Annotated in this window: 18 protein-coding genes and 1 pseudogene; 7 read left to right on the top strand and 12 right to left on the bottom strand. The window is 64.0% G+C overall.

The annotated features are described in order from the left end of the window. Nucleotides 1-520 (top strand): annotated as a pseudogene (locus tag EOA23_RS17685) (NAD-dependent epimerase); the annotation flags it as partial. Nucleotides 521-629: 109 nt separating this feature from the next. Here EOA23_RS17685 and EOA23_RS17680 read toward each other — a convergent pair. Continuing rightward, on the bottom strand, nucleotides 630-1,391 hold the full coding sequence (locus tag EOA23_RS17680) for an SDR family oxidoreductase (RefSeq protein WP_127305075.1): 762 nt from the start codon (nucleotides 1,389-1,391) through the stop codon (nucleotides 630-632). 64 nt (nucleotides 1,392-1,455) lie between these two features. Here EOA23_RS17680 and EOA23_RS17675 point away from each other — a divergent pair, with 64 nt between their 5' ends. Continuing rightward, complete coding sequence (locus tag EOA23_RS17675) at nucleotides 1,456-2,028, top strand: TetR family transcriptional regulator (RefSeq protein ID WP_127305074.1); 573 nt, start codon at nucleotides 1,456-1,458, stop codon at nucleotides 2,026-2,028. A 193-nt stretch (nucleotides 2,029-2,221) separates the two neighbouring features. Here the strand turns inward: EOA23_RS17675 and EOA23_RS17670 are convergent, their stop codons facing one another. The 4 genes from EOA23_RS17670 to EOA23_RS17655 form a co-directional block, all read right to left on the bottom strand. Further along, a complete protein-coding gene (locus EOA23_RS17670; protein WP_245474233.1) occupies nucleotides 2,222-3,397 on the bottom strand; it encodes a nickel/cobalt transporter in 1,176 nt (391 codons plus the stop codon). A 103-nt stretch (nucleotides 3,398-3,500) separates the two neighbouring features. Beyond that, entirely contained in the window at nucleotides 3,501-4,169 is a 669-nt protein-coding gene (locus tag EOA23_RS17665) for a DUF1007 family protein (RefSeq protein ID WP_127305072.1), read from the bottom strand. A 172-nt stretch (nucleotides 4,170-4,341) separates the two neighbouring features. Beyond that, a complete protein-coding gene (locus tag EOA23_RS17660; protein ID WP_042640557.1) occupies nucleotides 4,342-5,244 on the bottom strand; it encodes a LysR family transcriptional regulator in 903 nt (300 codons plus the stop codon). Nucleotides 5,245-5,246: 2 nt separating this feature from the next. Then, nucleotides 5,247-6,443, bottom strand: a complete 1,197-nt coding sequence (locus EOA23_RS17655; protein WP_127305071.1) for an amidase — start codon at nucleotides 6,441-6,443, stop codon at nucleotides 5,247-5,249. Nucleotides 6,444-6,986: 543 nt separating this feature from the next. Between EOA23_RS17655 and odc2 the strand changes: the two genes are divergently transcribed. Next, nucleotides 6,987-8,120, top strand: a complete 1,134-nt coding sequence (gene odc2, locus EOA23_RS17650; protein WP_127305070.1) for an ornithine/lysine decarboxylase — start codon at nucleotides 6,987-6,989, stop codon at nucleotides 8,118-8,120. Nucleotides 8,121-8,281: 161 nt separating this feature from the next. Next, nucleotides 8,282-8,950: an N-acetyltransferase gene (locus EOA23_RS17645; protein ID WP_127305069.1), complete on the top strand. Its 669-nt coding sequence runs from the start codon at nucleotides 8,282-8,284 to the stop codon at nucleotides 8,948-8,950. 59 nt (nucleotides 8,951-9,009) lie between these two features. On the opposite strand, the gene EOA23_RS17640 is transcribed toward EOA23_RS17645, so the two are convergent. From EOA23_RS17640 to EOA23_RS17625, 4 genes are all read right to left on the bottom strand, one after another. Then, nucleotides 9,010-9,294, bottom strand: coding sequence for an SCP2 sterol-binding domain-containing protein (locus EOA23_RS17640; RefSeq protein ID WP_127305068.1), 285 nt, complete (start codon nucleotides 9,292-9,294; stop codon nucleotides 9,010-9,012). 186 nt (nucleotides 9,295-9,480) lie between these two features. Then, nucleotides 9,481-10,011: a hypothetical protein gene (locus tag EOA23_RS17635; protein WP_126059593.1), complete on the bottom strand. Its 531-nt coding sequence runs from the start codon at nucleotides 10,009-10,011 to the stop codon at nucleotides 9,481-9,483. A gap of 31 nt (nucleotides 10,012-10,042) precedes the next feature. Then, nucleotides 10,043-10,462: a hypothetical protein gene (locus EOA23_RS17630; RefSeq protein WP_126059594.1), complete on the bottom strand. Its 420-nt coding sequence runs from the start codon at nucleotides 10,460-10,462 to the stop codon at nucleotides 10,043-10,045. Between the two features lie 8 nt (nucleotides 10,463-10,470). Continuing rightward, nucleotides 10,471-11,040, bottom strand: a complete 570-nt coding sequence (locus EOA23_RS17625; RefSeq protein ID WP_245474232.1) for a rod-binding protein — start codon at nucleotides 11,038-11,040, stop codon at nucleotides 10,471-10,473. Between the two features lie 417 nt (nucleotides 11,041-11,457). On the opposite strand from EOA23_RS17625, the gene EOA23_RS17620 reads away from it, so the two are divergent. Continuing rightward, complete coding sequence (locus tag EOA23_RS17620; RefSeq protein ID WP_127305067.1) at nucleotides 11,458-13,209, top strand: adenylate/guanylate cyclase domain-containing protein; 1,752 nt, start codon at nucleotides 11,458-11,460, stop codon at nucleotides 13,207-13,209. Nucleotides 13,210-14,071: 862 nt separating this feature from the next. Here the strand turns inward: EOA23_RS17620 and EOA23_RS17615 are convergent. Genes EOA23_RS17615 through flhA form a run of 3 tightly spaced genes read right to left on the bottom strand, consistent with a single transcriptional unit; the run spans nucleotide 14,072 to nucleotide 17,294 of the window. After that, the gene (locus tag EOA23_RS17615) at nucleotides 14,072-14,455 is read right to left on the bottom strand and encodes a hypothetical protein (RefSeq protein WP_127305066.1); all 384 of its coding nucleotides are present in this window, start codon (nucleotides 14,453-14,455) and stop codon (nucleotides 14,072-14,074) included. Between the two features lie 2 nt (nucleotides 14,456-14,457). After that, complete coding sequence (fliR, locus tag EOA23_RS17610; protein ID WP_127305065.1) at nucleotides 14,458-15,210, bottom strand: flagellar biosynthetic protein FliR; 753 nt, start codon at nucleotides 15,208-15,210, stop codon at nucleotides 14,458-14,460. Then, nucleotides 15,207-17,294, bottom strand: a complete 2,088-nt coding sequence (gene flhA, locus EOA23_RS17605; protein WP_127305064.1) for a flagellar biosynthesis protein FlhA — start codon at nucleotides 17,292-17,294, stop codon at nucleotides 15,207-15,209. Before flhA ends, fliR begins: the two co-directional genes overlap by 4 nt. A 121-nt stretch (nucleotides 17,295-17,415) precedes the next feature. Here flhA and EOA23_RS17600 point away from each other — a divergent pair, with 121 nt between their 5' ends. Then, nucleotides 17,416-17,715, top strand: a complete 300-nt coding sequence (locus tag EOA23_RS17600) for a putative quinol monooxygenase (protein ID WP_126059601.1) — start codon at nucleotides 17,416-17,418, stop codon at nucleotides 17,713-17,715. Nucleotides 17,716-17,958: 243 nt separating this feature from the next. Further along, on the top strand, nucleotides 17,959-19,740 hold the full coding sequence (locus EOA23_RS17595) for a chloride channel protein (RefSeq protein WP_127305063.1): 1,782 nt from the start codon (nucleotides 17,959-17,961) through the stop codon (nucleotides 19,738-19,740). The last annotated feature ends 292 nt before the right edge of the window (nucleotides 19,741-20,032 follow it).

Here is a 20,032-nt window from a genome sequence, read left to right as displayed (position 1 = left end):
GATGAGCGAAGCGCTGCTCGCCGACTACACGCGGCGCGGCTTTTTCGACGGCATCGGCATCCGGCTGCCGACGATCTGCGTGCGCCCCGGCAAGCCGAACAAGGCGGCCTCCAGCTTCTTCTCAGGCATCATCCGCGAGCCGCTCGCCGGGCAGGAGGCGATCCTGCCGGTGCCGCGCTCGGTGCTGCACACCCATGCCAGCCCGCGCTCGGCCGTGAATTTCCTCATCCATGCGGCCGAAATCGACGGCGACAAGGTCGGACCGCGTCGCAACCTCACCATGCCCGGTGTCGCCGTCACCGTCGGCGAGCAGATCGAGGCGCTGGAGCGCATTGCCGGCGCCGAGGTCGCAAAGCGCATCCGCGAGCAGCCCGACGAAACGATCTGGGCGATCGTCAAAGGCTGGCCGACGCGGTTCGAGGCAAGGCGGGCGCGTGAGCTCGGCTTTGCCGCGGAGAAGAACTTCGATGAGATCATCCAAGCTCATATCGAAGATGAGCTCGGCAAAACGGTCGCTTAGGTTGAACTCTAAAGGGTCACGGCTTTCCCGAGATAACCGTTACCCGCTTCTCTGCAACTAATTCGACCGTAGGGAGCGAAGGCGAGGGGACGCCCAGTCACCTGCGCTGTCAAAACGTCGTGGTGATGCCACCGTCCACGGCGATTGTCTGGCCGGTGACGAAGGAAGCCGCGTCGCTGGCGAGAAAAACCACGATGCCGGCGATCTCCTCCGGCTTTCCCCAGCGGCCGAGCGCCGTGCGTGTCTTCAGCCAGCGCGCCCAATCCGGATCCTCGGCGAGGCCGGCATTCACCTCGGTCGCGAAAGTTCCGGGGGCGACGGCGTTCACGGTGATCCCGTGGCCGCCGAGTTCGACGGCGAGCGCCCGGGTCAGGCCGTCGATACCGGCCTTGGCCGCGGGATAGCCGACGTCTCCGGCCCGGCCGAGTTGCGCAATGACGGAGGAAACATTGATGATCCGGCCCGGCACGCCGCGGCGGATCAAGGCACGGGCGATCGTTTGGCTTATCGCATAGGCGGAAACCAGGTGGCCATCGAGCATGGCGCCGAATTCCTCCGGCGACATGGCGTCGAAGCCGCGGCGATCGCGGCGGCCGACATTGTTGACGAGGATGTCGATGTCGCCCAGCCCGGCAATCGCCTGCTGCGCGGCGTCGCGCCGAGTGACGTCGAACGGCGCGCCATGCGCGTCCAGACCCTGGTCCCGCATTCCGGCGACGGCTGCCTCGAGCGTGGCGGGCTCGCGCCCGTTCAGGATCACGCGGGCGCCGGCTTCGGCTAGGCCGCGCGCCATCTCGAACCCGAGCCCACGCACCGATCCCGTCACCAGGGCGGTTCGACCAGCAAGCGAGAAGCTCATGCTGCGCGCCATCGGATACCTCGACTGAAACGACCGTTTCAGTTAGGTATTACAGCGGGCATGAAAGGAGCGCAAGATGGCCGGGCATGAAGCGGTGACTGCCGAACCTTCCCTCCGGCGGGCGGAACTGCTCGATGCCAGCTATGCCTATGTGCTCGACCATGGCCTCAATGGATTGTCGTTGCGCCCGCTGGCGGCCGCCATCGGCTCCAGTCCCCGTGTGCTGCTCTATCTGTTCGGTAGCAAGGAGAAGCTGCTGCGCGAATTGCTGGTCCGGGCGCGCACCGAACAAGTCGCGCAACTGACTGTCGCGCTCGCGGCTGAGGGTCGAAGCCATGGTCTCGAAGAAACGGCGGGGCGACTGTGGGCCTGGATGTCCGCGCCCGAGCAACGCCCGATGGTCAGGCTCACCTATGAGGCGTTCCTGCTTTCTTTCAGCCGTAAGCCCGGTCCGTGGGCGGGATTCGCGGCGGAAGCGGCCCAGGACTGGCTGGACCTGCTGATCGACACCCAGACGCAGCTCCTGCGAGCCGAGGCCGAGGCGCGGGCTACCCGTATACTCGCAACGATACGCGGCCTGCTGATCGACCTTCTGGCCAATGGCGATAATGAAAGAATTGCCGCCGCGGTGCGCATGGGCTGGCTCTGAGTTGGACCGGACGCCGCGCGAAGGCGCCCCCTCCATTATTGCATTGCATACCGACAGCTGTTCCGCTTGCGCAACCGGATGACATCGAAGCTGTCCAGGCCATAAACGCGATCACCGCCAGTCCGGCGACCGCCTCGGGATCGGCCAGCCTGACATCGACTGCTGCGCGCGTCCTTCCTCCATCGCCGGCACTTCAGACGCCGCCCGACAGGCTGGCCGACAGAAGCAGCAAGCCGACGATGAAAATGAAGGCGGCGCCGCCGATCTCGACGATGGAATGGATGCGGTTGCCGATGCGGCCGTCGCCGGCGAAGTAGACAGCCCAATTCTTGGCCAGCACGGCGATCGTCGCCAGCGCCGAGACAGTGATCGCGGTGCCGATCGACATTGCCAGCACCGACAGCAGCCCGCCGAGCCACAATCCGTTGAGCAGCGCGAAGCTCAGCACGATCAGCGCGCCGGAGCAGGGGCGGATGCCGACGGCGGCGACCGCCGACCAAGCGGTCTTCCAGTCGAAGCGGTCGCCCGACAGCATCGCCGGATCCGGCGCATGCGAATGGCCGCAGGTCTCGCAGACTTCGTCCGGGCCATGGTCGTGATGCTGATGTTCATGACTGTGGCTGTGCGCGGCATGGTCGTGATGATGGAGATCGTGCGCGCCGTGATCATGGCTATGTGTATGGCCATGATCATGATCGTCATGCACGTGGAGGGCATGGGAATGCGCGTGAGCGTGCGCGTGGGAGTGCCCGCCATGCGAATGGCCGGCATGGGCGGCCGAAAGGCTGTAGGCGGGCGCTCTGCCGAACAGGCGCAGCGCCGATGGACCGAGCTTGCGCCAAAGCAGCCAGGCGCCGAACAAGGTGACCAGCACGAAGCTGGAAATTTCCAGGAACCAGGCGGCGTCGGTCATCGAGATCGCGGTGCCGCGCAGCACGAAATAGGCAAGCATCATGACGACCACCGCCGTCAGGCCCTGCAGCAGCGCCGAAACGAAGGACAGCAGGATGCCGCGCCTCAGCGCCACTTCGTTGGCGACCATGTAGGATGAGATCACCGCCTTGCCGTGGCCGGGGCCCGCGGCATGGAAGATGCCATAGGCGAAGGACAGGCCGATCAGCAGCCAGAGCTTGCTGCCGTCCTGGCGCATCGCCTTCATGGCCGCCGCCAGCGAATGGTAGAATTCCTGCTGCCTGAGATTGATCCACATCAGGATATGGGCGAACGGGCCCGTGGTGCTCGGCGCCATGCCGTCATTGGTGCCGATGCCGAGCGAGCTTTGCGCATGTGCGGCACCGGGCAGGTGGGCGATCACCAAGGTGAGGGCCAGCAGGCCGAGCGCCAAGCGGATATTCGTGGGAGGCCCCACGAATATCCGCTTGGATTCCCTTGTCTGCCGCAGGTTCCGTTCGCAAAACCGTGCGACACTTTTGCGGAACCTGCTTGCGCGTAACGACGGTTTCATCACCAAATCATCCTTCCGGCGGGCAGTCCAATTCGAGCTTGGTGGCGAAGATCTTGCTCATGTCGGTGCCTGTCGGATCGTTGAAGAACGCGTCCGTCAGGGTCTTCTGGTTTTCCTTGATCGCCTCGTCCGGATCCGGACGGATGACCTTCTTGGCGCAGGTCGAGGGCAGGCCTTCGACGGTCATGTTGGCGTCGTCGGTGAAGTCGATCGCGGTGTAGAAGGTCGGATCGTAGACGCCGATGTCGATCTTGCCGGCAAGCTTGATCGGCGTCTTGGGCTGCGACTCGAATAGGATGATCAGCTGGTCATTGTCGAAATTCGCCATCAGATGCGGCGGCGGCACCATGGGCACGTCCTTGCCGTCCTGGGTGACGAGCTGGAAGTAGTTGAACTCGGCCAGCGAGGAATGGACGGTGTCGGCCACTTCCTTGAGCTCTTTGTCGTCAAGCTTCAGATCGGAGTTCTTGTCGAACTCCATCATCACTGTACTCGAAAACAGGTCGTCGAAGCGCCAAAGGTGGCGCAGCGCCGTCACACTTTGGTGATCCTGGCTGAGGATGACGTCGAGCCGCGCTTCGGCGAAGACATGCGGATGGACTTCAGCCTGCTCGACCGAGGCCAATGTGGCCGCGAGGGCCAAAGCCAGTATGGTTGCTTGCCGTTTCAGATGCATTCCGTGCCGCGATTCCATTGACTTCGAGCGGTTCTGCGTTCCACGCTGACCCGCTCTAACTATTTGTTTTGCGCAATTCCGGACGGAAAACCGCTACGCACTTTTCCTGGAATTGCTCTCGGGGGCGAGCCCGAGAGTTAGCAGAAAGGGGGCGAAATTGGGACGCTTGTGCTCAGGCGCCCGTGTCGCGCGTCCTGAACCAGTGCACCAGGAAGTCGACGAAGACCCTTACCTTGGCCGGCAGATAGCGGCGGTGCGGGTAGACGGCGAAGATGCCGGTGCCCGCCAGGATGCGATCGTCGAGCGCGGTCACCAGCTTGCCGGACGCGAGGTCGGGGGCGGCGATGAAATCGGGCAGCATGGCAAAGCCCAGGCCGGAGAGCGCGGCGGCCCTCGCCACGATCGGGCTGTTGACCTCGATTGGCCCGGAAACGGCGACGCTGATGGATTCCTCGCCTTCGCCCTTGAAGCGCCAGTTGGCCAGCGAGCGGCCGTTGGTGTCGACGATGCAGGGCAGGTTGGCGAGATCCTGCGGGCGCGTCGGTGCGCCATGCTTGGCAATCAGCTCCGGCGACGCGCACAGCCTGACTGAGAACGGCGCCAGGCGCCTGGCGATCAGTGAGGAGTTCTCCAGCCGCGAGATGCGCACGGCAAGGTCAAAGCCTTCCTCGACAAGGTCGACGAAGCGGTCGTCGAGATGGATGTCGAGCACGATGTCAGGATGCTGCCTGGCGAAGTCGACCAGCGACTGGCCGATCGGCGCGTCGGCGAAGGTGCGTGCGGCCGACAGCTTGATCCTGCCGCGGACGTCGCCGGAAGACTGGCGCACTGCCTCGGCGAGGCTGTCGACCTCGCGCACGATCTCCGAGGCGCGCTGATAATAGGTGTGGCCGGCCTCGGTCAGCGAGAACTGGCGCGTGGTGCGGTTCAAGAGCAGCGCGCCCAGTTCGTCCTCCAGCTCGCGCACATATTTCGACAAGAGCGCCTTGGAGCGGCCGATCTTGCGCGCCGCGGCCGAAAAGCCTTCCGCCTCGACCACGTCGATGAAGGCGCGCATGCGGGTCAATGTATCCATGGTCAGACCTTTCGTGCCGCCTCGAGAATCTTGCGGCCGAGCCGTATCAGGGCAACGTCGCTGCCGGAAGGCCCAAGCAGCGACAGGCCGAAGGGCGCACCGTCGACGGAGCCGATCGGCAAGGTGATCTGCGGAAAGCCCGAAAGACCCGAAAGGCACAACAGGTGCAGCGCCCTTTCGCGGTAGGCCTGGAACTGTTCCGGGGTGCTGGCGGCGAGCGGCGCCGCGCCGGGAACGGTGGGCAGGACCAGAAAGCCGTTATTGCCGAGCAGGGCGCCAAGCTCGGCCCGGAAAGCCAGCCGCCGCGCCGCTTCGGCGGCGGCAGTTTTGGCATCTATGGTGCGGCCGAAGGCAAAACGCTCTTCGACGCCCGGGCTGAGGCGACCGCCGGCCGAAATCCAAGGGCCATGCTCACGCCAGGCCTCGAAGGCCTGCAGGCGGCGAAAGCACCAGTAAAGCTCGTCGGGGAGCGAGGCGAAGGCATATTCGGTCTCCACGGGCTGGCCTATGACAGAGGCGGCCAGCGCTTTCATGCGCGCATATTGCGCGGCCTCCGCCGGACCCATGACGAAGGCGTCCAGCCAGCGGATCGACAGCGGGCGGTTGAGCGGGTGCTGATGCGGGTCGCGGCCGAGCAGAAGCTTGCCTACCATCTCATAGGTCTCGATGTCGTCGGCGAACCAGCCGAACGTGTCGAAGCTCGATGCCAGCTTCATCGCCCCGTCGAGCGAAATGCGGCCACGGGTGGTGCGTAGCCCGATCAGGCCGCAGAAGCTCGCCGGCGCTCGGATCGAGCCGCCGGTGTCGGAGCCGGTGGCGATGTTCGCCAGCCCACCGGCAACCGCAGCCGCCGAGCCGGAAGAGGAGCCGCCGGTGACGCGATCGGGCGCGGCGGGATTGACCGGGTATGGGAAATGCGCGTTCTGGCCGAACAGCGAGAAGGCCAGCTCGTCGGTCTGGGTCTTGCCGACGAATCGCGCGCCGGCGTCGAGGATGGCCTGCACCGCTCGCGCCGTGCGCGAGGCGGCATGCGCCTCCTCGTATTTTTGCGGGTTGCCGCAGCCGGTGCGGTAGCCGGCGACGTCATAGATGTCCTTGACGGCCAGGCGCAGGCCGGCGAGCGGGCCCAATTCCGCATTCGCCACAGGCATTTGGCGCAGATCGAGGAAGGCGTTTAGCGGTCCTTGAGTTCCTGGCATCGTTCGATTTCCGGATACAGTCGGACCAACATTGTTCGATGCCAGAAATTTTACAACCTGGGCTTACGATTTTTATTGATTGTGAAACCCTTCGCTCCTATATCGCGCTTGCCCAAAGTCGCACGTGCCTGTGGGTGTCCGCCGATCCTCGAATGGTGAGGGCAATCGGTAAGGTAACTGGAGCCAACCCCTCCAGTCGGTCAGTGGCCAACCACAAGACCGAGGACACCTTGAAGCAACGACGGTGCGGGCCTTTCTGGTTCTCTTCCGGTTGTCCAAAGACCGGGGTTACTAAAGAGGCACACCTTCATTGCCGGCAGTGCGGACGGGGCTCTCCCATCCAAGCCAAGGCAGACAAAGCGAACCGAGGCCGGGCAAGGCCAAGGTTCATCGCCGCGAGACGGCATTTCATGGTTCCGGGGTCTCCACCGGCTGGTTCCATGGATTTGACGTCCCGCCTTTGTTTGACCGCGAGTTCGCGAGGCTGAGCGCCCGCGTTCTGCAGCCTTTGTGCGCGCCGAAAGGCGTTATGGAGAGACCCCGATGGCCACCCAGCGCATCCTTGACTTCCTCGCCACCCGACGTCCGAACGGTCCCTGCCTCGTCGTCGACCTCGATGTTGTGCGCGACAATTTCCGCGCCTTCGAGAAGGCGCTGCCCGATTCCAAGATCTATTATGCGGTGAAAGCAAACCCGGCGCCGGAGATCCTGCGCCTCCTTGCTGCGATGGGCTCGTCCTTCGACACCGCATCGGTTGCCGAGGTCGAGATGGCGATGGATGCCGGCGCGCCGGCCGATCGCATTTCCTTCGGCAACACCATCAAGAAGGAGCGTGACATCGCACGCGCCTACCAGCTCGGCATTCGCCTCTACGCCGTGGACTGCGTCGAGGAGGTGGAGAAGATCGCCCGCGTCGCCCCCGGCTCGCGCGTGTTCTGCCGCGTGCTGACCGACGGCGAGGGCGCCGAGTGGCCGCTGTCGCGCAAGTTCGGCTGCGTGCCCGCGATGGCCGTCGACGTGCTGCGCCATGCCAAGGGCCTCGGCCTCGACGCCTATGGCGTGTCGTTCCATGTCGGCTCGCAGCAGACCGACCTGTCGGCCTGGGACCGCGCGCTGGGCGACGCCAAGAAGGTGTTCGCGACGCTCGCCGAGGAAGGCATCGTCTTGAAGATGGTCAACATGGGCGGCGGTTTCCCGACCCGTTACCTGAAGGACGTGCCCGCCGCCCAAGCCTACGGCCAGGCGATCTTCTCGGCGCTGCGCAAGCATTTCGGCAACGCGCTGCCCGAGACCATCATCGAGCCGGGCCGCGGCATGGTCGGCAATGCCGGCGTCATCAAGTCGGAAGTCGTGCTGATCTCCAAGAAGGCCGACAACGACAATGTGCGCTGGGTGTTCCTCGACATCGGCAAGTTCGGCGGTCTCGCCGAGACGATGGACGAGGCGATCCGCTATCCGCTGGTCACCCGCCACGACGGCTCGGAGACCGCGCCTTGCGTGCTCGCCGGCCCGACCTGCGATTCGGCCGACGTGATGTATGAGAAGACGCCGTATCCGCTGCCCTTGTCGCTGACCATCGGCGACGAGGTGCTGATCGAGGGCACCGGGGCCTACACGACCACCTACTCGGCGGTCGCCTTCAACGGCTTCGAGCCTCTCCGATCCTACGTGATCTGAGCCGTTCGCAAGAACCGCTCAGATCGACCGGCGCGGGCGCCTGTCGCCCGCCCGGGCTCGCTTGTGGAACAGATCTCCGCTCGTGAAGGATCGCGGATATGGACTTGGCAAATTTCATCATCGACAGTGGCGTGTGCGGAATCTCCCCCCTTGAGGGGGAGATGGCCGGTAGGCCAGAGGGGGTCGGTTCGACCGGACTCGACCTCTTGCGGCAGAAAGATGTTGGCGCTTCACGCGCGGCGACCCCCTCTGTCGCCTGCGGCGACATCTCCCCCTCGAGGGGGGAGATTGCTCGCGCGTTTGCGATCGTCGCCGAATCCGTCATCGACACCACGGCGCGCGAAGCGCTGCTCGACCGCGCCATGGGGCCGAAGCGCAGGAAGAAGTCGTCCGAGAAGCTGCGGCGCGGCCGCCGGCCCTCGGAGGGACTGGCCTTCGTCGCCCGCGATGCGTCGGGCGTGGTCGTCGGCACGGTGCGGCTTTGGGATGTGAGGCTGGGCGAGGGCGGTCCGGCAGCGCTTCTGCTTGGCCCGCTGGCGGTCGAGCCTGGCTTGAAGAGCGGCGGCATCGGGTCGGCGCTGATGCGGCATGCGATTGCCGAGGCCGCGCGGCTCGGCCATGGCGCGATCCTGCTCGTCGGCGATGCGCCCTATTACGGACGGTTCGGCTTCTCGGCCGACCGCACCGGAGCGCTCGCCATGCCTGGCCCCTATGAGCGGCACCGGCTTCTGGCGCTGGAGCTGAAGGACGGCGCGCTGGATGGCGTCAAGGGCACAATCAAGGCCGCTGGTCGCAAGATCAAGGGGCAGGCGCCGGGCTTCGTCGCCTGACGCCTATTATTCGACAGAAACAAGGCCGCCCGACGGGCGGCCTTGTTTCTTGCGAACGATCAGCCGAGCAGCTGGCTGAGCGCCATGGCGACCGTCATGTCGCCTTCGACCTTTAGCTTGCCGGCCATGAAGGCCATGGTCGGGTTGAGGTCGCCGGCGATCAGCGAATCCAGATCGTCGAGCGACAGCTTCACGGTGCAGTCGGTCGGCGCATCGGTGGTCGAGACGGTCGCACCGTCGATGACGATGACGCCGTCGCTGCCGGTGTCGAACTTGACCGAATGCTCGAAGCCCGCGCTTGCCAAGCGCGACCTGATCTTGTCGGCAATCTCCTGAACGCCCATGGCTGTTCTCCTCGTTGGTTGCGTTGACGCGCATCGGCGCTTGGCCGCTGGGCGAGGTAGATGCGCCGCGCCTGCGCGGTCGCCTGTCACCGCGCATATAGCTTCGAGTTGACGTAAACGTCAACGCGGTCACCATGCGTCATGTCGCAACAGGGCTAAGCGCGGCTAGGCATCCGTGCCGAGCGATCAATGCTCCGGCGCGGCCTTGAACGCCTTGGTCATTGCCGCCGCGGTTTCCCCGGCGCCCCTGCGACGGCGCAGCGCGTTGTCCCTGATATCGTCCTTGGAGAGGAAGTTGACCTGGTCGATCAGCACGTCGTGCACCAGCTCGACGCCAATGCGGGTGTTGATGGTATCGCGGATCGACTTTCGGAAGGCGTCGAGATCGATCGATTCCTTCTTGGTGAAATCGATCTGCGGATTGGAATAGAGATAGGAATAGACCTGGTCGGTCATCAACGCCTGCGCCGGGACCGACAGCTTCTTCATCTGCTCCGGCTCAACGGTATAGACCAGCTTAGTGAGGAAATAGCCGTCGATCGTGCCATCGCGCAGCAGCGGCACCGAGATCATGTCGGTCTTGACGTAGTCGAGGCCGCCCAGCATCGGCTTCGGCGGTTCGGCCGCGCCGCGTTGGCTGGCCGCCTGGAAGGAATAGAAGACCGCGCCGAGCGTCACGGCGCAAATCCACAGCGCGGCGGCGACAAATCTTATCACCGGGTCTTTCCTTGCGCCCAGATCATCTCAATCAGGCCCGGGCCATGCCGAACTCGGCGGCCGAATAGGTACCGTCCGTATCGGCTCGCTGGATGGCGTTCCTCAGAAGCGTGGCGACCTCGTTGACGGCGTTGAGATGGGCAAGGATCGCCGCTTCGTTCTTGGCCAGCTTCTGGCGCAGCCTGAGCAGACCCTCGCGATGCTGCTCGAGGAACTCGATCTCGTTGGCGCCCTTGAGCGCCCGGTTCAGCTCGTAAAGATACCGGCTCTTGCGCGCGTTCGAGGCCTTGAGGTCATAGGCTGTTCCGCTGCGGATGCCGGCGGTCTCCTCGTCCACGACTTCCTCGATGCGGCCGATGATGGCGGCGAGGTTGCCTGGTCGTGCGGCGGCGGGCGCGTCCAATGCATTGGCGCGCGCGGGAAGGTTGTAAAGGTCCGTCTGGTCGGCCATGTAGGTCCCTAGATCTTGATGTCCGTTTTTATGGTTGTGTCGTCGCCGGTCATCGACCGTGCGGCCTTGCGCTCAAGCTCCTCGACCATCGAGGTCGAAAGCCTGGTTTGCTGGTCGATCTCCGCTTTCTGCGGTCCGCCGGCAACGGGGCCCACCGGCAGCTTGTGCTTGCCGTCGAGATAGTGGTCGGCGAGCATGGATCGGGCGATGCCGATGCCGCCATGCGCGGCCATGACATCGGCTACCTTCTCGGCGAGCTGCGACTTCCACATGTCGCCGGCAAGGCCCTTGCCGTAAACGCCCTCGGTGTCCTTGGGCATCATGTTCTGGATGAAGGTCGTCAGCACCATCGCCTCGAAGCGCTGGAACTTCTTCGCGGGATTGGCGGCTTCCACCTTGTCGGCCGTGGCGCGCGAGAGCTCGGAGCCGGCATCGACCGTGGCGGACGGATCGACCGAGAACGGTGCCGAAGTGCCATTCGCCCTTCTTGCGAGCGCCGCGCGCGCGGCCTCGACATCGGCCGGCTCGGCTGCGCGGGCAACGTCCATGACGATGTCGCTGGGTGGGGAAATGGCCAAGAAAGTCCGCCCTTTGCCGGTTTGTTATCCGCAACATGACTGAACAAGCTTGTGGCAGGCTTGCGCGAAAAGGGAGGCGTGAATGCGGATGTATGGATCGGTTATCTGCTCGCGCCACGAGGGGTGTTTCCCGAGCAGATGTTCTGATGTGGCCTTTGGGCCGGCAAGAGACGGGCAGCTTCGAGGCCGCGGATGTCAAAGCGGACGTTCGGCTGAAGGGGATATCGTCGTGCCCTGATCCAAAGCAGCCCTTCGGCAGCACTGGCGATCGGACCAAAGACGACGCCGTGTGAGTGGCCCAGGGGCGTGGTGATTGATCGCTGTCGGCGCGCCGGCACTGCACGCTCGCATTCGAGTTAGGACTAGAATACGCTCTCCGCCCGGAGCTTCGACCCACGCAAGAGGCAGGACACAAGCATGGAGCGACGCCTTGCCGCAATCCTTGCAGCCGACGTCGTCGGCTACAGCCGTCTCATGGGAGCCGACGAGGCTGGCACGCTTGCGCATCTGAAGAGGCTTCGCGCCGAAGTTATCGAGCCCAAGATCAAAGAGTCGCGCGGACGCATCGTCGGTTCGGCTGGCGACAGCCTTCTTGTCGAATTCGCCAGCGCAGTCCACGCGGTGCAGTGTGCGGTCGAAGCCCAGGAGGGATTGGCCGCTCACAATGCAAGTTTGCCCGAAGACAAGCGCATGGCTTTCCGCATGGGTGTGAATTTGGGCGACGTGATCGCGCAGGACGATACGATCTACGGTGATGGCGTGAACATCGCCGCGCGGCTCGAGAAGCTTGCAGAACCTGGCGGCATCTGCGTCGCGAGCAACGTCTACGAGCAGGTCAAAGGCAAACTAGACTACAACTACACCGATCTCGGTAGCCATCAGGTCCACAACATCATGGAAGCGGTGCGCGCCTATCGGGTCAGTCGGGCGAAACCCACTTCGGTATTCTCCACAAGGGATATGCTGGCGCTTCCCGACAAACCGTCCATCGCGGTCTTGCCATTCGACAACATGAGTGGCGACCCCGAGCAGGGCTACTTCGCTGACGGGATGGTCGAGGAGATCATCACCGCGCTCTCCCGGACGCGCTGGCTGTTCGTCATCGCGCGCAACTCGAGCTTTACCTACAAGGGCCGGGCTGTGGACATTAAGCAGGTCGGACGCGAGCTTGGTGTGCGCTACGTGCTTGAAGGGAGCGTCCGCAAGGCGGCGAGCAGGGTTCGCATCACCGGTCAGCTTATCGACGCGACAACAGGAGCACATCTATGGGCCGACCGTTTCGACGGCGGGCTGGAGGATGTTTTTGATCTGCAGGAGGAAGTGACCCGAAGCGTCGTCGGAGCGATCGCTCCGAAGCTGGAACAGGCAGAGATCGAGCGGGCCAAGCGCAAGCCGACCGAACACCTTGACGCTTACGACTACTATCTGCGCGGGATAGCAAGCCTCCACCAGTTGACCAGGGAATCCACCGCGAACGCTCTTCAGTTGTTTTACAGAGCCATCGAACTCGACCCTGAATTTGCCTCCGCATACGGCATGGCCGCGTGGTGTGCCGTCATACGCAAGGCGAACGGTTGGATGACGGATCGCAAGCAGGAAACCGCCGAAACCGAGCGCCTGGCTTTGAAGGCCATGGATTTGGGCAGGGATGACGCGATCGCTCTTTCCCGCGGCGGGATCGCGCTCGCCTACGTCGTGGGCGACAACAATAGCGGAGCAGCGTTCATTGACCGCGCGCTTGCGCTCAATCCGAACCTGGCTACCGCGTGGCTGTTCAGCGGCTGGGTCAGAGCCGACCTCGGCGATACGGAAACCTCACTTCGGCACCTTGCGACGGCGATGCGCATGAGCCCAGTCGACCCGCTGATGTTCGACATGCAGAATGCGGTTGCAGTGGCTCATCTCTTCGCGGGTCGATTTGAGGAGGCATCAACTTGGGCTGAAAGATCGTTGCGGGAAAAACCGGACTTTTTGCCCTCGTTGCGCTTTGCGGCTGCAAGCTATGCTCACGCCGGCCGAACAGAGGAGGCGCAGAAGGTCGTGAGCCGAATTCTCGGGCTCGATCCCGACCAGCGAATTTCCAATCTCGCCGACGTCGCTTCAACTAGCCGTCCTGCCGATATGGCTCTGCTTGCAGAAGGTTTGCGAAAGGCCGGGCTGCCGGAATAGCTCTGCCAGGCTGGCGCATACGGATCGCGAAGTTGGGAACCCGCCAAGATCGCAAAGACCGCATCCTTGGTGGCGCGGGCCCGGCACAAATCGCCGTAGGGCGGCGCGCCGCACTTCCCTGTCAGGGGTGGGGCACTGATCCCAACTCGCGGCAAAGCACCTGCTCGATCTCAAGCCCTGTCGGCGATCCGTAGGACATCGGCGAAGGCTGCTTCGGCAGGACAATGGCTGATCGTCAGTTTTTGGCGCAACCACGACCTTTCAGCCCAATCGTCGGCAAGGCCCGCTTCCAGGAATCTGCGAAGCGGTCTCAACGGCCGGGATGAGGCGCAAAGATCAGCCGGCCGCCGAGGTGATCGCGGCCGCGCCGCTGGCAAGCGTCCTAGATCTACCTCTTCCATCGGCAGCAGGCCTGGCCAATTTGGCGGCATCAGCCCAAAGCCGCGCTTCGCCATCAACGTCGGACGGAGAATCTGTCACCCGGCACTGCCGGGTGACAGCTGTAGGTGGTGATACATGACGCATTCCCGAACTGTGCTTCCGACAGTGGCAATTTGCCTGATGCGTAGTGAAAGATGCAATTTGTCGCGCTTAAGTCTTTCTATGCGGTGGCCGATTACTCCACCGGTCGAAATGTCTCGGCTTCCGCCATGTAGGAAGTAAGAGCCGGGGGTTCGTCGATTTAATGTCGGAAGGACCACCAGGTTCCAAAGTGCCCCTTGCCGTCGTATATGGCGCTCAGCTCGATGACAGCTTTTGGGACACTGACCATTGTGTCTGAACGGCTGAAATAAGGCGCGAAGCTGTCGTTCACGTGGTGTAGTCCGTAAGTCAACATCGGGTTATAGGCAGAATTACCGAACTACTCGTCGGCCCGCTTCTGCGTGATCAAATCGAGCCGCTCGCGGTCTGAGCGTTCGCGTTCGTCGCGGCGGCGCACGTCCTTGTAGGCGCGCTCGACCATGTTGGTGCGCGCCGTCGCGGTGGCGATCAGCGCGGCTTCCTGCCTGGCATCTTCCAGGTTCTGTTTCTGGCGGCCGAGCGCGTCGGTGATGCGCTTGTGGTAGAGCGCGGGAAAGAGGCCAGCCAGCGATTTGTCGGTGTCGAAATGCTCGATCAGTTCCTTGACCTCGGCTTCGGCCTTGACGGCGGCGGCGAGGAAGCCGGCATGGCGGGTCTCGTGCAGCGCCTTCAACTGCTCCTGCACCTTGACCAGTTTCTTCAGGCGGTCTTTTCGCGTCGTCATGGCTATCTCGCCAGCGTGAGGTCGACGAAGCCGTCGACAAACAGCGACAGCAGCGTGCCGACAGCGAAATAGAAGATGATCATGCCGCCGGCGATGACGAAGGGCAGCGAGATGAAATAGACCGGGATCTGCGGCGTCAGCTTGTTGACGAAGCCGATCGTCAGGTTGACCAGGATGGCATAGGCGACAAACGGGCTGCCGAGCCGAAGGACCAGGAAGAAGGCGTCCGACACGGTGTCGGTGACGTCGACGAGTGCTGCCTGCGGGTTGAAAAACACGTTGACCGGCGCGACCTGGTAGGAGGCGACAAGCGCCTTGACGATCTCGTGGTCGAAGTCGAAGACGAAGAGCAGAAGCAGCGCCGAGAACGAGATGATGGCGGCAAGGGCTGCCTGCGGTTCCGGCTCCTCGATTGCCGGCCCGCCCGAGCCGCCATAGCCGATCAGCGTGGCGATGGCCGAGCCTATGAAACGCAGCGCTTCCATGTAGAGCCTGGTCATGGCGCCGATCAGCCCGCCGACCAGCAACTCGGAGACGATCATCGGCGCGAGCACCTGCGGACGCGGATCGACGAAGGGGTAGATGCGGTCCCACAGAAAAGCGAGCAGGCCACCGGTGGCGGCAACCGAGACGAACAGTCTGATCTGCAGCGGCACGCGCGCGCTGGACAGGCCGGGCATCAGCATGAAGCAGGCGCCGATGCGGCAGAAGGCGAGGAAGGCGGCGATGACGACGCCTTGCGAGAGCGCGTTCACGAGATGGTTCCGAGCACCTTGATCTCGACGCCCTTGGCGATCTCGACATGGCTGAGCACGGGAAGCGTCGTGAACAGCCGCTCGATGATCATGCGCACATAGGGCCGCGCGTCGGGCGCGGTGACGAGCACGAAGCGCTCGCCGGCCTCGAGATGCTTGCGGATCGCCTTGGTCGCGTCCTGGCCGAATTCCTCGAGCTGGCGCGGATCGATGTCGAACTCGCGCACCTCGCCCTTGGCGTCGCGCTTGAGGCTTTGATGGAAGGCGAGGTCCCAGCGGTTGCCGAGGCGCAGCACCTTGAGGGTGCCGCCTTCGGAGAGGTCGCCGCAGATCTGCTGCGCCATGCGGATGCGCACATGCTCGACGATCTGCTCGGTGCGGCGCACATGCGGCGCGATCTCGGCGATCGCCTCGATGATCAGATGCAGGTTGCGGATCGAGACGCGCTCGGCAAGCAGCAGCTTCAGCACCGCCTGCAGACCGGGATAGGAGATGTGCGAGGTGCATATCTCGTCGGCGAGCTTGCGGTACTCCGGGTCGAGCCGCTCCAGCAGCGCCTTCATGTCCTTGTAGGAGAGAAGCTGCGGCAGGTTATTGCGGATCACCTCGGAAAGATGCGTGAGCAGCACCGACATGTTGTCGGCGAAGGTGAAGTTCTCGCGCTTCAGATCCTCGGCGAAGGTTTCGAGCACCGAATAGGCGCGCATGCCGAAGGCCGGCTCGCGGATTTCCTCGCCGGGGATGTCCGGCACGCCGCGGGTGCCAAGCAGCACCATGATCTCGCCGACGCGCATCTGGTATTCGGCGACCACCGTGCCGTGCACCTTGATCTGGTAGCTCTTCGGCGGAATGGCGAAGTCGTCGGCGACGCGCACTTCAGGCACGACGAAGCCATATTGCTGGGCGAATTTCTTGCGCATCTTCGACATGCGGAACACCAGTTCCTGATGCGCCACCATCAGCCTGGTCGACAGCTGCTTGCCGATCAGCAGCTCGATCTCGGCGGTGACCAGAGAGGCCTTGACCGAGTTCTTCTCCTCCTCGACCTTGTTCGCCTTCTCCAGCGTCTTCAAGGCTTCGGCGGCGGCAAGCGCGCGGTTGTGGCGCAACGGGATGATGTAGCCGAGGCCGGCCATGCCGCCGGCGAGCGCGAAGAAGGGGAATAGCGGCAGGCCGGGCATTAGGCCGAGGATGACGAGCAGCGAGGCCGCGACATAGAGGGCGCGCGGATGCGCGCCGAGCTGGCCGAACACAGCCTGGTTGGCCGAGCCGCGCGTGCCGCCCTTGGAGACGAGCATGCCGGCGGCGAGCGAAACGATGAGGGCAGGGATCTGGGTGACGAGGCCGTCGCCGACCGACAGCTTGATGAAGACGTCGGCGGCCTGGCCGAGGCCCATGCCGTGGCGCAGATAGCCGATGGCGATGCCGCCGACGATGTTGATGGCGGTGATGATCAGGCCGGCGATGGCGTCGCCGCGCACGAATTTCGAGGCGCCGTCCATCGAGCCGAAGAAGGAGGATTCTTCCTCCAGCTCGCGGCGGCGCAACTGCGCGGTCTTGTCGTCGATCATGCCGGCGGAAAGGTCGGCGTCGATCGACATCTGCTTGCCGGGGATGGCGTCGAGGGTGAAGCGCGCGCCGACCTCGGCGATGCGGGTGGCGCCCTTGGTGATGACGATGAAGTTCACCACGATCAGGATCATGAAGACGATGAGACCGATGACGAAGTCGCTCGACATCACCAGCTTGGAGAAGCCCGAGATGACATAGCCGGCGGCATGCGTGCCCTCATTGCCGTGCGACAGGATCATGCGAGTGGTGGCGATGTTGAGCGACAGGCGCAGCATCGTGGCGATCAGCAGCACGGTCGGAAAGGACGAGAAGTCGAGCGGGCGCTGGATCCACAGCGCCACCATCAGGATCAGCACCGAGAGCGCGATCGAGAAAGCGAGGCCGATATCGATGAGGAAGGCGGGGATCGGCAGGAACAGCACCGCCAGGATGACGACGATGCCGAGCGCGAAGAACACGTCGCGGCCGTTCTTCGCCACCAGGCCGGACGGGAGTGTTTCGCTGATCGCCATGTCGTCCCCAAATCAAGACCCGCCACGCACAGGGCAGGCCCTTGACCGTAACCCCCCAAGCTTGCGCGAAGGTGGGAGAGCGGCTACGCCGGCTCGATCCTGTCGGCGGAAGGAAAATCGCATGCTGCTGATCATCGGCACGATCCGGCTGCCACCGGACAGGCTTGAGCAGGCAAGGCCAGCAATGCAACGTATGATCCTGGCAAGCCGCGCCGAGCCGGGTTGCCAGGGCTATTCCTACGCGCAGGACGTGCTGGACGCCGGGCTCATCCATGTTTCGGAAGCCTGGAGCGACCGTGTCGCGCTCGAAGCGCATTTCAAGTCTGCGCATATCGCCGAGTGGCGCGCGAGCTGGGCGGAACTCGGCATCGGTGACCGCAAGCTCACACTTTACGAGACAGACGGCGGGGCGCCGACTTGAAAGCGGCCGGCCCTGCCGACGGAGCTGCTGGCGATCTTCGTCGCGGAGGACAACGGCGGCACGCTGACAATCCCGGCAGCTGATTAAATCTATCGCCTTTGTCGCGGCGGAAGCCTTCGTAACGCTAATTCGCGCAACGCCAAATTGGCGCCACATGCGGTCGGCATTGCGATTGCCACGCACAGCCGCCGCGCGTATCAGGCACGGCAGTTCTTTTCTTTCGCATACCGGCGAGCCGTTCCGTTGCCTGCCAGAAACGACCCACAAGTCTACGCCCGCCGGCTTCGCGCGGTGCTGATCAGCTCGATCCCCGTGCTCGAGGCGCGCGGCATCGTGATCGTGCTGATGGCCGGCGTGGTTGGCGCGATCGCGGGCGCGCTGGTCACCGGCATGAGCGCGCTGGTGCAAGGCATGCACTATCTGCTGTTCGACGTGCAGCCGGGCGGCCGGCTTTCGGCGATGTTCTCGCTCGCCGACCCGGTGCAGGCGATGTTCCCGGCGGTCGGCGGCCTGCTGCTCGGCCTTTCCGTCATCTGGCTCAGAAAGCGCAAGTTCCGCACGCCGGTCGACCCGATCGAGGCCAACGCGCTCTATGGCGGGCGCATGTCGCTCACCGATACTTTCATCATCGTGGCGCAGACGATGATTTCCTCCGGCTTCGGCGCCTCCGTTGGATTGGAAGCCGGCTACACGCAGATCGGCTCCGGTATCGCTTCCAGGCTTGCCCGCGCCTTCCGGCTGCGCCGCAACGATGTGCGCATCCTGGTCGGCTGCGGCGCGGCCGGCGCCATCGCCGCCGCTTTCGATGCGCCGCTGACCGGCGCCTTCTACGGTTTCGAGCTGGTCATCGGCATCTACTCCGTCGCCAATGTGGCGCCGATGATGACGGCGGCGATCTCGGCCTCGCTGACGGCGGAAATGTTCGGCGGCGTGCCGTTTCCGTTGGAACTGTCAGGTTTGCCGAATTTGACCGCCAGCGAGTATGTGCCATTCCTGTTGCTGGGCCTGCTTGGCGGCGCGGCTTCGATCGCCATCATGCATCTGGTCAGCATCGTTGAGCGCGTCTTCGTGCGGTTGTCGATCGACGCGTCGGTCAGGCCGTTCATCGGCGGCATCTTCGTCGGCCTGCTCGGGTTGGTCACGCCGCAGGTGCTTTCGAGCGGCCATGGCGCGTTGCACCGGGAGTTCGCCATGAATTACGCGCTGCCGGTCGTGGCGAGCGTCTTCGTGATGAAGCTGGCGGCCTCGGCCGTCTCGCTCGGCTCGGGCTTCCGCGGCGGCCTGTTCTTCGCCTCGCTGTTCCTGGGCGCGCTGCTCGGCAAGGTCTTCGCGGGCGTCATGGCGATGACCGCGCCGTCCGCGGGCATCGACCCGGCGGTCGCCGCCGTTGTCGGCATGACCTCGCTTGCGGTCGGCGTCGTCGGCGGTCCGCTCACCATGACGTTCCTGGCGCTGGAATCGACCCGCGACCTGACGCTTACCGGCGTAGTGCTGGCGGCCTCGATCATGTCGGCGATCCTGGTGCGCGAGACCTTCGGCTACTCCTTCTCGACCTGGCGCTTCCATCTGCGCGGCGAGACGATCCGCAGCGCTCATGACGTCGGCTGGATGCGCAGCCTCACCGTCGGCTCCATGATGCGCAAGGACGTCCGCACCATTCCCGCCTCGACGACGCTCTCGGAATTCCGCAAGGAGGTCCCGCTCGGCTCCGCCCAGCGCGTAATCGCCGTCGAGCATGCCGACCAATATGTCGGCATGCTGTTGGTGCCGGAACTGCACAGCGATCGTTCCGACGGCGATACGCCGGTGAGCGCGCTGGCCCAGTTCAAGGATGCGGTTCTGGTGCCCTCGATGAATGTCCAGACCGCGGCCGAGACGTTCCAGCGCACCGGCGCCGAAGAACTGGCGGTGGTGGAGGATTTTGATGAGCGCATCGTCCTTGGCCTGCTCACCGAAAGCCATCTGATGCGCCGCTATGCCGAGGAGCTCGACAAGGCGCGGCGCGATCTGTCGGGCGAAGGTTGACCCGAACGACAGCCCGGCCAATAAGAGGCCATTTGGAAAATCCACTCCGCCGGCCATCTGATGGCGTTTTGTGCGCTTCCGGTGCTCATATGTGGACGGCCCCCTGCTTGCAAGGCTTTGGCTGGAGATGATTTGACCTGATCGCTTGCGCTCATATGTCCGGCCTTTTGCGCGCGGATTTGTGAGCGCTGGCCTAGATGGGCTTCACGGATAGCGAGTTCCAAACACGTACGCGACATTGACTGCCGGTGAGCACCTCGGAGTGTCTCGCTCGTCCCGGTTCGACCGGTCA

This window comes from Mesorhizobium sp. M2A.F.Ca.ET.042.01.1.1 (genome assembly GCF_003997405.1).
GTDB lineage: Bacteria > Pseudomonadota > Alphaproteobacteria > Rhizobiales > Rhizobiaceae > Mesorhizobium.
This window is presented reverse-complemented; position numbering and strand designations above follow the sequence as displayed.

What these genes read in the sequence shown, in the direction of transcription:
- EOA23_RS17680 (WP_127305075.1), bottom strand. Translation starts at nt 1,391, where the DNA reads ATGGCGCGCAGCATGAGCTTCTCGCTTGCTGGTCGAACCGCCCTGGTG.
- EOA23_RS17675 (WP_127305074.1), top strand. Translation starts at nt 1,456, where the DNA reads ATGGCCGGGCATGAAGCGGTGACTGCCGAACCTTCCCTCCGGCGGGCG.
- EOA23_RS17665 (WP_127305072.1), bottom strand. Translation starts at nt 4,169, where the DNA reads ATGCATCTGAAACGGCAAGCAACCATACTGGCTTTGGCCCTCGCGGCC.
- EOA23_RS17660 (WP_042640557.1), bottom strand. Translation starts at nt 5,244, where the DNA reads ATGGATACATTGACCCGCATGCGCGCCTTCATCGACGTGGTCGAGGCG.
- EOA23_RS17655 (WP_127305071.1), bottom strand. Translation starts at nt 6,443, where the DNA reads ATGCCAGGAACTCAAGGACCGCTAAACGCCTTCCTCGATCTGCGCCAA.
- odc2 (WP_127305070.1), top strand. Translation starts at nt 6,987, where the DNA reads ATGGCCACCCAGCGCATCCTTGACTTCCTCGCCACCCGACGTCCGAAC.
- EOA23_RS17645 (WP_127305069.1), top strand. Translation starts at nt 8,282, where the DNA reads ATGGCCGGTAGGCCAGAGGGGGTCGGTTCGACCGGACTCGACCTCTTG.
- EOA23_RS17640 (WP_127305068.1), bottom strand. Translation starts at nt 9,294, where the DNA reads ATGGGCGTTCAGGAGATTGCCGACAAGATCAGGTCGCGCTTGGCAAGC.
- EOA23_RS17630 (WP_126059594.1), bottom strand. Translation starts at nt 10,462, where the DNA reads ATGGCCGACCAGACGGACCTTTACAACCTTCCCGCGCGCGCCAATGCA.
- EOA23_RS17620 (WP_127305067.1), top strand. Translation starts at nt 11,458, where the DNA reads ATGGAGCGACGCCTTGCCGCAATCCTTGCAGCCGACGTCGTCGGCTAC.
- EOA23_RS17615 (WP_127305066.1), bottom strand. Translation starts at nt 14,455, where the DNA reads ATGACGACGCGAAAAGACCGCCTGAAGAAACTGGTCAAGGTGCAGGAG.
- flhA (WP_127305064.1), bottom strand. Translation starts at nt 17,294, where the DNA reads ATGGCGATCAGCGAAACACTCCCGTCCGGCCTGGTGGCGAAGAACGGC.
- EOA23_RS17600 (WP_126059601.1), top strand. Translation starts at nt 17,416, where the DNA reads ATGCTGCTGATCATCGGCACGATCCGGCTGCCACCGGACAGGCTTGAG.